At 62.8% G+C, this 12,262-nt stretch carries 10 protein-coding genes; 5 read left to right on the top strand and 5 right to left on the bottom strand.

All coding sequences use genetic code 11. The features are described from left to right. The first annotated feature begins 198 nt into the window (after nt 1-198). On the top strand, nt 199-1,362 hold the full coding sequence (locus PWG15_RS15150; protein WP_275021188.1) for a coiled-coil domain-containing protein: 1,164 nt from the start codon (nt 199-201) through the stop codon (nt 1,360-1,362). Between the two features lie 107 nt (nt 1,363-1,469). Here PWG15_RS15150 and PWG15_RS15155 read toward each other — a convergent pair whose 3' ends face one another. Together PWG15_RS15155 and PWG15_RS15160 are read right to left on the bottom strand one after the other, a co-directional pair. Beyond that, a complete protein-coding gene (locus PWG15_RS15155; RefSeq protein ID WP_275021190.1) occupies nt 1,470-2,306 on the bottom strand; it encodes a TrmH family RNA methyltransferase in 837 nt (278 codons plus the stop codon). A gap of 4 nt (nt 2,307-2,310) precedes the next feature. Further along, a complete protein-coding gene (locus PWG15_RS15160) occupies nt 2,311-2,694 on the bottom strand; it encodes a hypothetical protein (protein ID WP_275021192.1) in 384 nt (127 codons plus the stop codon). Between the two features lie 29 nt (nt 2,695-2,723). Between PWG15_RS15160 and PWG15_RS15165 the strand changes: the two genes are divergently transcribed. Together PWG15_RS15165 and rpoH are read left to right on the top strand one after the other, a co-directional pair. Continuing rightward, nucleotides 2,724-3,752 (top strand): RluA family pseudouridine synthase, encoded by a 1,029-nt coding sequence (locus PWG15_RS15165; RefSeq protein ID WP_275021194.1) that lies wholly within the window; start codon nt 2,724-2,726, stop codon nt 3,750-3,752. Between the two features lie 213 nt (nt 3,753-3,965). Further along, complete coding sequence (gene rpoH, locus PWG15_RS15170; protein ID WP_275021195.1) at nt 3,966-4,871, top strand: RNA polymerase sigma factor RpoH; 906 nt, start codon at nt 3,966-3,968, stop codon at nt 4,869-4,871. 114 nt (nt 4,872-4,985) lie between these two features. Here rpoH and PWG15_RS15175 read toward each other — a convergent pair whose 3' ends face one another. Together PWG15_RS15175 and PWG15_RS15180 are read right to left on the bottom strand one after the other, a co-directional pair. Beyond that, nucleotides 4,986-7,298 (bottom strand): RodZ family helix-turn-helix domain-containing protein, encoded by a 2,313-nt coding sequence (locus PWG15_RS15175; protein WP_275021196.1) that lies wholly within the window; start codon nt 7,296-7,298, stop codon nt 4,986-4,988. Nucleotides 7,299-7,361: 63 nt separating this feature from the next. After that, complete coding sequence (locus PWG15_RS15180) at nt 7,362-8,660, bottom strand: adenylosuccinate synthase (RefSeq protein WP_275021198.1); 1,299 nt, start codon at nt 8,658-8,660, stop codon at nt 7,362-7,364. 205 nt (nt 8,661-8,865) lie between these two features. On the opposite strand from PWG15_RS15180, the gene PWG15_RS15185 reads away from it, so the two are divergent. Both PWG15_RS15185 and PWG15_RS15190 read left to right on the top strand, forming a co-directional pair. Continuing rightward, complete coding sequence (locus tag PWG15_RS15185; RefSeq protein WP_275021200.1) at nt 8,866-9,747, top strand: DMT family transporter; 882 nt, start codon at nt 8,866-8,868, stop codon at nt 9,745-9,747. A 126-nt stretch (nt 9,748-9,873) separates the two neighbouring features. Further along, nucleotides 9,874-11,688, top strand: coding sequence for a methyl-accepting chemotaxis protein (locus PWG15_RS15190; protein ID WP_275021202.1), 1,815 nt, complete (start codon nt 9,874-9,876; stop codon nt 11,686-11,688). A 57-nt stretch (nt 11,689-11,745) separates the two neighbouring features. Here the strand turns inward: PWG15_RS15190 and PWG15_RS15195 are convergent, their stop codons facing one another. Continuing rightward, nucleotides 11,746-12,252 (bottom strand): GNAT family N-acetyltransferase, encoded by a 507-nt coding sequence (locus tag PWG15_RS15195; RefSeq protein ID WP_275021204.1) that lies wholly within the window; start codon nt 12,250-12,252, stop codon nt 11,746-11,748. Between the last annotated feature and the right edge of the window lie 10 nt (nt 12,253-12,262).

The raw sequence follows: 12,262 nt of genomic DNA on the forward strand, positions 1-12,262 counted from the left end.
AACGTCATGTTTAGTGCAAGGAAGCGGAAATACGGAGCGCCTGCCGGACCTGCTGCACGTGTCCTTGGAGCGATCTGAGGACAGGACATGCAGCGTCGAAAGTGCTGCAGCGACCTTTTGTGCGTCCAATGGAACGCGCGGCGCTGCAGAGGTCCGGCAGACGCTCCGGTTCCGACACAGTTTTGAAACGGCCAGCTTGTGATCCAATTCGCGCTTCTCTTTGCCCTGGGCTTTCTGACGGCGATCATCATCGGTCTGCTGGTCGCGCCGGCGATCCACCGCCGCATCGTGCGCTTTGCCGAAGATCGACTGAAGGCCACCATGCCCCTCAGCCCGCAGGAGGTGCGCGCGCAGAAGGACGCTGCCCGCGCCGCCTACGCCGCTGAAAACGCGCGCACGCAGCAGGCCCTGAAGCGCGAGCGCGACAAGGGCGTGTCGCTGATGCTTACCAACGAGAAGAGTTTGCACGAGGCACGGCGCCTTAGCGGCGAGAATGCCGACCTGCATGCGCAACTCGCCGACATGAACGTGGAAGCGGCAGACATGCGCTCCGCCATCCGGCAATTCGAACAGCGCCTGGAACGGATGAAGGCAACGCTCGACAGCGTCGAGCGCGACAATGTCAGCAAATCCGACGAGATACAGAAGCTTGGCGTCCACCTCAGTCAGCATGCCGCAGACATCGACAATCTCAAGATCACCCTGGCGGCGCGCGAGACCGAGATCGAGCATCTGAAGAGCCGGATAGCCACGCTGCGCGACGAGCGCGAGGCCTTGCGTGGCGATCTCAAGGCCGAGACCACCCATGCCAAGGAAATGGAACTCCGGCTCTCACGCGATGAAACGCGGCTACACCGGCTGGAGGACAAGCTCGCGCGCGAGATGGCAACCAGCGCTGACCGCGAAAGCGCGCTCGAACGGCGCGCGGGAGAAATCGAACGGTTGAAGACCAAGGTCAAGGATACCAATCAGGAAATGCGCGATGCAGCCAAAGCCCTGCGCGCCGCAGGCATCGCCTTCCCGCTGAGGAAGGAACGCCGGCCGGCCACCGAACAGGCTGCCAATGGTTCCGTATCCCCGTCCGATCAGCCGGCCAGCGAGATTGCTGGTTCTGCAGCCGCCGATGATCTGCGCAACCGCGCCACCGCACTTTCGGAACGCTTGACCAATTCGAAATCTGCCGCCCATGACGACGCTCTGCGCGACGAGGTTGCGGCAATTGCCGCCGGCATGGTTGCCTTGACGGCGACGAACGAAGGCCCCTCCTCCCCCATCCTCAATCTGCTGGCAGGTGAAGAGCAAGGCACGACCAAGCGGGAGAGTTTGGCGAAGCGGGCGAAAGACATTCTGCCGCGCGAATAGGGGCCGCTGGGCGGACAGACCGTCGACACCTTTGACGCACGCGCCGGTCACCAGATCACAAGGCCGAGCCGGCTGTTGCCCACCGAGAAGTCTTGGAATCTTGTGTATCAGATACGGCCGTTGACCAACGCCACCTGGTGCAGGGCAATACCGGCAGCCGTCGAGACGTTGAGGCTATCGAGGCCCGGGCGCTGGCGGATGCGCGCCGTGCGGATCGAGGTTAGCACCGATTGCGGCAGCCCCTCACCTTCGGTTCCCATGAGAAGCGCTGTGCGCGTCGCCGGGGGGATTGCACCAAGATCGGTTTCACCGGCGGGCGAGAGCCCCCAGATCGCAAAGCCTGCGCCCTGCAGCCGCTCCAGCATGGCAGCCACCGAACCTTCACGCGCAAAGGGCACCGTCAGCACCGAGCCGACGGAGACGCGTATCGCCTTGCGATACATCGGATCGCAGCTTGTCTCGTCCATCAGCACGGCATCGACGCCGAAGGCCGCGGCATTGCGGAAGAGCGCGCCCATGTTGTCGTGGTTGGAGATGCCGCAGGCCGCAAGCACCAGGCTCGACGCCGGCAGCGACGCGATCAAGGCATCGCGGCCGGGCTCGCCTTGCCGGCGGCCGAGCGCGAGCACGCCCCGGTGCATGTTGAAGCCGGCGATCGCGTCGAACACCTGCGCCTCCGCCACATAGACGGGCACCGCCGAGGGAAATCGTTCGAGAATATCCCGAACGCCGTCTAGGCGGTTTTCGAGCAGCAGGATCGCCTCGGCGGCAAAGCCGCGCCCTGCTTCGTGCGCCGCCCCCAACATGCGCAGCACCACCGTGCCTTCGGCAATGAAGCGGCCCTGCCGCCCGGTCAGGTCGCGCTCCTTGATCGAGATGAAGCCGGCAATCCGGGGATCGGCGGGGTCATCGACGCGTTGGACGGACGGGAGGGCGCTCGTCATGCCGTCAATTGGTTCTGACGGTGATGTCGGCGACGATGCGGCCGGCAGCGATGTCGAACACGATGGCCCGCGGCTCCGATCCCGGAAGGTGACCGTAGAAGAGTACCTGCGAGCCGGAGAGCGCCACATTCGTGACCGTGAAGCCGGCGGGCAGTGCGGCCACCGCATTGACCGGCGCTTCGCTCGGGACCACGGCAGTGGCAGCCTGGACGGGCGCCTTGGCGTCCGTGCGCGTCAGCTTGTAGACAATCGTCCCAAGGACGGCCATAAGCATGACCAACATGACGCCGGCCGAGACGAGTTGAAGCTTCACCATCTTGCGGCGGACATTTTCCATGGCCGGATCTAGCGGCTTGTCTTCCTGGTCATCGGGCTCGATTGCGGTCATGGTTGGCCTTTTTTCGGATTTGGAACGGAATGAACGACCCCTTTAAACAAGCGACGGCCAATAGGAAAGTCCTGACCGCGGGCGAGGATGCCTCGGGACGCCTGGATTCCTTCCTCACGGACGCACTTTCGGGTGAATTCTCTCGCAACCGGATCAAGAGCCTGATCGAACAGGGCGCGGTGTCGATCAACGGCAAACCCGTGACCGAAGCGAAGAAGAAGGTCCATCCCGGCGATGTCTTCGATATCGACCTGCCCGAGCCGGAAGATCCTGAACCGAAGGGCGAAGACATCCCGCTCGACGTGCTCTACGAAGACGACGACCTGATCGTGCTTTGCAAACCCGCCGGTCTCGTCGTTCATCCAGGCGCCGGCAATTGGACCGGCACGCTGGTCAATGCGCTCATCCATCATTGCGGCAGCAGCCTGTCGGGCATCGGCGGCGTCAAGCGCCCGGGCATCGTCCATCGCCTCGACAAGGAGACGAGCGGCGTCATGGTCGTTGCCAAGAACGATGCTGCCCATCGCCATCTCTCAGAGCAATTTGCCGACCACGGCCGCACTGGTCCACTTGAACGGGCCTATCGCGCCGTCGTCTGGGGACGCCCGCGCCAGTTGAAGGGAACGATCGACGCCCCGCTCGGGCGGGCCGTCGACCGGACGAAGCGCGCGGTCAAGCGCGAAGACAGCGACGATGCCCGCGAGGCGATCACCCATTACGAGGTCGTCGAGCGCTATCTCGAAAAACCCGACGGCACCTGCCTGGCGTCAACGGTGGAATGCCATCTCGAAACAGGGCGCACGCATCAGATCCGCGTGCACATGGCCCATATCGGCCATCCGCTGATCGGCGATCCGGAATATGGCGCCGCCTTCCGCACCAAGGCGAATTTGTTGCCGGATGCGGCCAAGGCCGTCGTCAATCAATTCCACCGCCAGGCCTTGCACGCCTTCATGCTGCAATTCGAACATCCCACGACCGGCGAGACCATGCATTTCGAAGCGCCCATGCCGGTCGACATGGAGCAATTGATCGAGGCCCTTCGCAGCGAAGCGTGATCGCGCCCCTTGAATTCCGGTGTCGGGATTCCAATCTAAGCTCAAGTCTCTGTTCGTGACTTTCCTGTCGCCCGGCCTCACAGATTGGTGAAACCGGACTCCTTGAATCATGCTTTCGCCGTACTTATTTTCTAGGCTCGTGGGGTCTTGACGAAGACCCACATGCCCGGCTTGCCGACCGGAGGCCGGAGACTATTAAGGGGGGTGCTTCATATGGCCCGAAACAATTTGCCGACCATTGCCGCTGGAGAAGGCGGCCTCAATCGTTATCTCGACGAAATCCGCAAGTTTCCGATGCTGGAACCGCAGGAAGAGTACATGCTCGCCAAGCGGTACCAGGAACATGACGACCGCAAAGCGGCACATAAGCTGGTCACCAGCCACCTTCGCCTCGTCGCCAAGATTGCGATGGGCTATCGCGGCTACGGCCTGCCGATCGGCGAAGTCGTATCCGAAGGCAACGTCGGCCTGATGCAGGCCGTCAAGAAGTTCGAACCCGATCGCGGCTTCCGCCTCGCCACCTACGCGATGTGGTGGATCAAGGCGGCGATCCAGGAATACATCCTGCGCTCGTGGTCGCTGGTGAAGATGGGCACGACCGCCAACCAGAAGCGGCTGTTCTTCAACCTGCGTCGCCTCAAGGGCAAGATCCAGGCGCTCGATGAGGGCGACCTGAAGCCTGAACAGGTCAAGGAAATCGCCACCACGCTCAAGGTGAGCGAGGACGAGGTGGTTTCGATGAACCGCCGCCTTTCCGGCGACGCATCGCTCAACGCGCCGATCAAGGCGAGTGAAGGCGACTCCGGACAGTGGCAGGACTGGCTCGTTGACGACCACGACAACCAGGAAGAGATCCTGATCGAGCAGGACGAGCTTGAAAGCCGCAGGGCGCTGCTCGCCAACGCCATGAAGGTACTCAACGATCGCGAGCGCCGTATTTTCGAAGCACGCCGCCTGACCGAAGACCCGCTGACGCTCGAAGATCTTTCGGCTGAGTTCGACATCAGCCGCGAGCGCGTACGTCAGATCGAGGTCCGTGCCTTCGAGAAGGTCCAGGACGCCGTGCGCAAGGCCGCTCTCGAGCGCGCCAATGCATTGCGGGTCGTCGAGGGCGCATAACGCCCTTCGCGGTACCCGGGCGCCAACGGTCGCCCGTCATCGATAGAAGCCAAACAAAAAACCCGGCGGATAGCCCCCGCCGGGTTTTTCTTTGTCCTGTCGGATGGCGCTGCCTTACTGACTGTTGGTCGCAGCATCCGTTGCCGGTGCGGCCGCCCAGGCGCGCAGTGCCTGGTTGAAGGCATCGTTTCCGCTCGGCCCCTTTTCCAGCGTCAACAATGCGCGGCGCCCGTTCCTGTAGGTGAGCGGAATGTCGATCCAGCTGCGGCTGCGCAGCAGTTCGATGTTGTTGCCGATCGCGTCCTTCGAATCGTTGAGCGCGATCATGTGGAAATCGTCGGTGATCTTGGCCGGAACCGCAATCAGCGCGTCGCCGCGATCCTGCTCCGTACGCTTCATCGAAACGCGTTGAACGCTGTCGATCGCGCCGCCTTCGAAGTTCGGCGGCAGCGAGAAGACGAATTCGATGACATGGCTTGCCGGCAACGACTCGTCGGCGTTGCGCTTGATCGTCATCAGCGCGGTCAGACCGCGGTCCGGAATGGTGATCTGTGCCTGGATGGCCGGTTCAGGCTTGGCGTCGCCACCAGGCGATTCTTCCTTGACCGACCAAGCAACGGTTCCCGGAATGGCGGTCGGCGATGACTGGCCGAGACGCTCTTCGTAGAGGAACATCTTTTCGCCATTGGCGATGGCAATCTCCGGCGTCGTCGGCTGACCACCGGTCTGCTGGCCCGCAGGCGGTGTGCCTGCCGTCTGCCCGGCCGTTCCACCTTGGGCAGTGGCCGTTTCGACGGGCTTGCTCGCCTCGGTCTGCTGCGCCACGGACTTGCCCTCCTGCGCAGCGCTTTCGCCGCTTGCGGTGGCAGGACCATTGTCAACTTCGGAGCCGTCACCAAGAAGGCGCTGCGTGAACTTGGTCGAGCTGTTGTCCGGGACCGCCGTGTCGTCGTGCTGTGCCGGTTCCGGCTGCGTCGTTTCCCCTTGAGTTTCCGCCGGTGGGGCGCCCTGTTCTGCCGGCGATCCGCCGTTGCTGGAAACGGCCGAGGTGACCGATGCAACGATGCCAGAAAGCCAGGCATTGCCGGCTTCCCGGTTCTGCCAGTAGGCGAAGCCGCCGCCTCCGAGCACCAGCAAGGTGACTGCAGCGATGGCGAGACGCTTGATGTTGAAACGCGATGGCTTCGGGGTGGCCCGGTAGGATGTCGGCCGCGATGCCGTGGGCGCCGATACCTCGGCGCCACGTTCCGGCTCACGCGCAGCCGTCGATGCTGCAGCACCCGCCGTCGCCGCAGCGGCGGCACCTTCGAAACCGAGCAGGTCGTCAATGTGGTCCCAGGCCGTACCTGCACGTTCCTGCTGGCTCTGAGCAGTATCGGTCGAGGCGGCCTGTCCGGTTTTCTCCACCGGCCATGACCAATCGGCAATCTCTGGTTCCGCGCTCTTCTCGGTTCGCCGTTCCTCGAATGGCGCGAAGGGGTCGTTATCGTCAAACGACCAGTTGCGCGCAGTGTCAGCCTTGGGGAGCTCCGCTTCGGTCCGCGGGATCTGTGCCGGCGCATCCTGCTGCAACTCTTCCACCGGATGCATGCCGAGGAGCTCGGGCGTGTGGGCCGGCTCTTCTTCGCCGACCTGCTGGTCGGCAGGAGCGTGCGTCACTGCGGGAGAGGCGGTCTCCCATTCCGGCAGATCCCACTCCGAGGCGGCCGACTTTTCTTCAGCCACCACAGCCGGGGTTTCATCCCATGTCGGCTCTTCGACGGACCGGGGTTCCTCGTCTATCGACGGAGGAACGACGGTCTCTTCATGGGTCTCGACCGGAGCGGGCTCAGAATATTCCGCGGCTTCGTAAACCGGGGCGTCTGCCTGCGGCTCGTCGACGATGGGGGCGCTCGGCTCCTCGACCGATACCTCGGTCGCCTCGACATGTTCGGCAACCGGCTCTTCCGCATCCGGCGTCGCCGGGGCGACCTCAACGGCTTCAACGTAGTGTTCGGTGTACTGTTCCGGTTCTTCGTGAACCGCAGCACCGTGGTCAGGCGCCGCGGTGCTTTCGACTTCGGGAGCCACTTCCTCGGCAACCGCAACCGGCTGGCTTTCACCAACCGGTTCAGGCTGCGTTTCGGGTTCCGAAGGGCCGTACTCGACGGGCGGCTCGACGGCTACGGCTTCGGGCGCTTCCTCCACCACCTCCGTCTCTTCGACCGCGGGCAAGGCTTCGGCATATTCGCTGTCGACCTCGACGATGGCGTTTTCGAGTTTCGCCAACTGGCGATTGATCATGTCGTCCGACGGACGCGGGTTCATGTTTTCGAGTTGGCGGCGCACGGCCGCGCGCGCCTTCTCGTATACCCTGTCCCGCATTTCGGGTGTGTTTTCCGACAGGCCGTCAACGGTCCTGCGAATAACTGCAACAAAATCCGCCATTAGTACTTTCTCATACGCCCAGGTATGTCGTTGCGATCGCGACGCAATGTCATTTCGCCGACACTAGTCCTCAAAGGGGTCCGTCACAAGTATTGTGTCGTCCCGCTCGGGGCTGGTCGAAAGAAGAGCAACCGGCGCACCGATCAGTTCTTCGACCTGGCGAACGTATTTGATCGCTTGCGCCGGAAGTTCCGCCCAGCTGCGTGCGCCGACCGTCGATTCCTTCCAGCCTTCGAGTGTAACATACACTGGCTTTGCCGAAGCTTGCTGCGCCTGGCTCGCCGGCAGATGGTCGATCTGCTGTCCGTCCAGAGTATAACCGACGCAGATCTTCAGTTCGTCGAGGCCATCGAGCACGTCGAGTTTGGTGAGTGCGATGCCGGTAATGCCGTTGGCGGCAACAGACTGGCGCACCAGGGCCGCGTCAAACCAGCCGCAGCGGCGCTTGCGGCCTGTGACCGTGCCGAACTCATGACCCTTTTCGCCGAGGAACTGGCCGATTTCATCGGTGAGCTCGGTCGGAAACGGGCCCTCGCCGACGCGCGTCGTGTAGGCCTTGGTGATGCCGAGGATGTAGCCGAGCGAACCCGGGCCCATGCCCGAACCGGCAGCGGCCTGGCCGGCAACCGTGTTCGACGAAGTGACGAAGGGATAGGTGCCGTGGTCGATGTCGAGCAGCGTGCCCTGCGCACCTTCAAACAGGATGCGTGCGCCCCTGCGGCGAGCCTTGTCAAGCAGAACCCAGATGGTTTCCATGAACGGCAGCACCTTGGCGGCAACAGAAGAGAGCTCCTGCATGATCGCCTCGTGGCTGATTTCCGTTTCGCCGAGGCCGCGGCGCAGCGCGTTGTGGTGCGTCAACAGGCGGTCGACCTTGGCCGGCAGCGTATCGAGATCGGCGAGGTCCATGACGCGGATCGCGCGACGGCCGACCTTGTCTTCGTAGGCCGGGCCGATGCCGCGGCGCGTGGTGCCGATCTTGGTGCCGCTGTTGGAGGCCGCATCTTCGCGGATGCCATCAAGCTCGCGGTGCAGTGACAGGATCAGCGTCGCATTGTCGGCGATGCGCAGATTGTCCGGCGTGATCGCAATGCCCTGCTTGCCGAGCTTGTCGATCTCAGCGATCAGCGCATGCGGATCGATGACGACGCCATTGCCGATGACGGCAAGCTTGCCGGGACGCACGACGCCGGAGGGGAGCAGCGACAGCTTGTAGCTGACGCCGTCGATCACCAGGGTATGGCCGGCATTGTGACCGCCCTGGAAGCGCACGACGATATCGGCGCGCTCGGAGAGCCAATCCACAATCTTGCCTTTGCCTTCGTCACCCCATTGGGAGCCGACCACTACGACATTCGTCATAATTCTCTTCCTGTGCAGGCGCGCAAACGAGGCTGCGCTGTTCTCAAACCCGCGCATCTATACTGTGTTGTCATCTGGAAAGCGACCCCGTTATGTCCGGCGTTCCGCCCTTTTTGCATGACAAGGCCGGGATTTAGCGCCTATATCTTCGTCTCTCCCGCCATCGCGCCTACAGGGCGCCCATCCCCGTACAGGTCAGAGCATCGTGAATTCCAGGGCCTACTTCTATCTCTGCATCACCGCGCTGTTCTGGGGCGGCAATTCCGTCGCCGGCAAGATAGCGGTCGGGCACGTAAGCCCGATGATGCTGACGACCCTGCGCTGGGTCTTCGCCCTGATCGTCATCCTGGTGCTGATGACACCGCAGATCCGCCGCGACTGGGACAAGATCCGCAAGCACTGGCTGCAGCTTCTCGCCTATGGCGCGATCGGTTTCACCACCTTCAACGCCCTGCTCTATTCGGCGCTGAAATATACGAGCGCGATCAACGCCGTCATTCTCCAGGCCGGCATTCCGATGCTGATCTTCCTGTTCAACTTCGTGCTGTTCCGCACGCGAGCGTCGATCGCCCAGGTGATCGGCTTCACCGTGACCCTGATCGGCGTATTGGTGACCGCGGCCCATGGCGACATTTCGAGCCTGTTGTCGCTTGAGTTCAATTTCGGCGACGCGTTGATGATCATCGCCTGTGTCGTCTATGCCGGCTATACCGTGGCGCTTCGCTACAAGCCAACGATGCACTGGCAAAGCTTCATCGCAGCGCCGGCCTTCGGCGCGCTCTTGAGCGCAATACCGCTGTTGTTCTGGGAAATCGGCACCGGCACGGCGATCGCGCCGGATACCACCGGCTGGGTCATCGTTCTCTATGCGGCGATCTTCCCGTCACTGATGTCGCAGGTGCTCTATGTGCGCGGGGTCGAGATGATCGGCGCCAACCGCGCCGGCCTTTTCATCAACGCCATTCCGGTCTTCGGGACGTTGCTCTCGGTGCTGCTGATCGGCGAGACCTTCCATCTCTTCCACCTCGCCGCGTTGCTCCTGGTGCTCGGCGGGATCGCGATTGCCGAAAGGGGTCGCCCGCGCTAGCCGTGTTCGCGCCTGCCGGGCAGGCGTCGCGCGATGCAATCGCTAGAACTGGGGAGGCGACTTAAGGCTTGATTAGCAGATGGGTGTTTCTGTCGCCGCCAGGATATTCTCCCTGGGGCTAAGGCAGTGAAAAATATTAGAATTTCGACACGTATCTATCTGTTGACGGCGATGGCGCTGGTCTTCATGGCGACAGCCATGGCCTACAAGACACAGGTTGCCAACTCGGAAGTCAGCCAGGAGCGACAACAGATGCTGCGCAACATCACCGAAGCGGCGATCTCGACGATCGCAAGCTTCGAGGAACAGGAGCGCAACGGTGCGCTGACCCGGGAAGAAGCCCAGGGGCGCGCTATTTCGGCCGTGATGGCGATGCGGTTCGGCCAGGACGGCTACTTCTTCATCAATAGCTTCGACGGCATGATGATCGCCCATCCGCTGGCGAAGAAACTTGTTGGTACCGACATCCGCGGCCTCAAGGATACCAACGGCAAGGCCTTCAACGTCGAGCTGATCGCGCTTGCCCAGAACCCGGGCAGCGGCATCGTCAACTATTACTGGGACAAGCCCGGCCATGAGGAACCGGTCGAGAAGTACTCCTACATCCAGGGTTTCAAGCCCTGGGGCTGGGGCGTCGGCACCGGCGTCTACGCCGATGATCTCGCCGCCAAATATAACGCTTCGCTGCTGATGACGATCATCACCACGGCGATTGCCGCGATCGCGACGCTTGCAGCCGCCATGGCGATCGGCCGCTCAATCAGCCGGCCGATCAACCGGTTGAAGGACGTCATGCTCGAAGTATCGAACAACGACACCCGTTCGGAGGTTCCAGATACCGATCGCCGCGACGAGATCGGCCACATGGCGGACGCCCTCGTTGTCCTGCGTGCCTCGGTGATCGAACGCAACGCACTCGAAGTTCGCCAGCGCGAGCAACAGGTGGCGCTCGACAGCGAGCGCAGCGCCAACGAGGAAATGCAGCAGGCGACCGCGCGCGTTCAGGCTCATGTCGTCAGCACAATCGGCGGCGCGCTCGAACGGCTCGCGAGTGGCGACCTCACCATGCACGTTCCCGATCTCGGCGCCGACTACGAGAAACTGCGTCAGGACTTCAACACCGCCGTTGCGGCGCTGCGTTCGACGGTTAGCGCGATCGCCGACTCCACCTCTGTGGTCACCGGCAATGCCAACGAGATCAGCAAGGCGGCCAACGACCTGTCGCAGCGCACCGAGCAGCAGGCGGCCTCCCTTGAAGAAACGGCAGCCGCTCTCGACGAGATCACCTCTGCGGTTCAGAACTCGACAAATCGCGCGGACGAGGCAAGCCGCATGGTCGCCGAAGCGCGCAAGGGGGCGGCAACCTCGAGCGAAGTGGTGCGCGACGCGATCAACGCGATGGGGCGCATCGAACATTCATCCTCGAAGATCGGCGAGATCATCGGCGTGATCGACGACATCGCCTTCCAGACGAATCTGCTGGCACTGAATGCAGGCGTCGAAGCGGCGCGCGCCGGCGATGCCGGCAAGGGCTTTGCCGTCGTCGCGCAGGAAGTGCGCGAGCTGGCGCAACGCTCGGCAACCGCCGCCAAGGAGATCAAGGGACTGATCACAGCGTCCGGCGTTGAGGTTTCGGCCGGCGTGCGCCTCGTCGAAGCGACAGGATCGGCTCTCGGCGATATCGAGCGGCGGGTTAACGAGATCAACGACCGCATCGTCGCCATTGCGACCGCTGCCCGGGAGCAGTCGGTCGGACTGCGTGAGATCAACACCGCTGTCAACCAGATGGACCAGATGACGCAGCAGAATGCTGCCATGGTCGAACAGACGTCAGCGGCGAGCCAGGCGCTGGCCGGCGAAAGCAACGTGCTTTCCGGTCGGCTCGCCCAATTTACCGTCGAGGAGAGAGAGTGGCGTCCGGCGGCACGGCGGGCGGCCTGAGGCCAGTCGGCTGAGACAAAAGAAATGGCGCCGGTTTCCGGCGCCATTTTTCATTGGTCAGGCAAGCAGCCGCTCCATGTAGAGCGCGTCCTCGCCATAGCTCGAGAGCTTCAGCGCCAGCCGCTCGTCCATGCGCACTTCGAAACCTTGCCTCTCCCAGAAGCCACGCGATCCATTGACCGAAACGAGCGACATCGACCGGAACCCTTCAGTCCGGGCAACATCCTCAAGCACCGGCAACACGCCGCCCCCTGCCCCGGTGCCACGCATTTCCGGCAACAGAGCAAGGTCATGGATGTACCAGGTGTCGGCAGTATCAGGAATTTCACCAAGCATGGTGTTCAGCGACGGTGGCGCACCCTTGAGCCACGGGTGGCTCAGCACATACCCCCGCGATTGTCCCTTGGAATCGAGCATGAAGCAGCCGGCGGGGCTGAGAGCGATGCGATCGGCAAGCACACTGTCATCCTCGGGGAAGGCCTGGTGCACCACGAGCTGGATCTCCGATACGGAGGCCAGGTCGGGCAAGCTGGCTTCGCGCCAGCGGAACGTCATGTCGGTCATCTCAAGTCAC

Origin of the sequence: Ensifer adhaerens, from assembly GCF_028993555.1 — a bacterium.
In the GTDB taxonomy this organism is placed as follows: domain Bacteria; phylum Pseudomonadota; class Alphaproteobacteria; order Rhizobiales; family Rhizobiaceae; genus Ensifer; species Ensifer adhaerens_I.

Bases quoted from the DNA above. Each gene is read 5' to 3' on its own strand.
- PWG15_RS15155 (WP_275021190.1), bottom strand. From the start codon at position 2,306: ATGACGAGCGCCCTCCCGTCCGTCCAACGCGTCGATGACCCCGCCGAT.
- PWG15_RS15160 (WP_275021192.1), bottom strand. From the start codon at position 2,694: ATGACCGCAATCGAGCCCGATGACCAGGAAGACAAGCCGCTAGATCCG.
- PWG15_RS15165 (WP_275021194.1), top strand. From the start codon at position 2,724: ATGAACGACCCCTTTAAACAAGCGACGGCCAATAGGAAAGTCCTGACC.
- rpoH (WP_275021195.1), top strand. From the start codon at position 3,966: ATGGCCCGAAACAATTTGCCGACCATTGCCGCTGGAGAAGGCGGCCTC.
- PWG15_RS15175 (WP_275021196.1), bottom strand. From the start codon at position 7,298: ATGGCGGATTTTGTTGCAGTTATTCGCAGGACCGTTGACGGCCTGTCG.
- PWG15_RS15180 (WP_275021198.1), bottom strand. From the start codon at position 8,660: ATGACGAATGTCGTAGTGGTCGGCTCCCAATGGGGTGACGAAGGCAAA.
- PWG15_RS15195 (WP_275021204.1), bottom strand. From the start codon at position 12,252: ATGACCGACATGACGTTCCGCTGGCGCGAAGCCAGCTTGCCCGACCTG.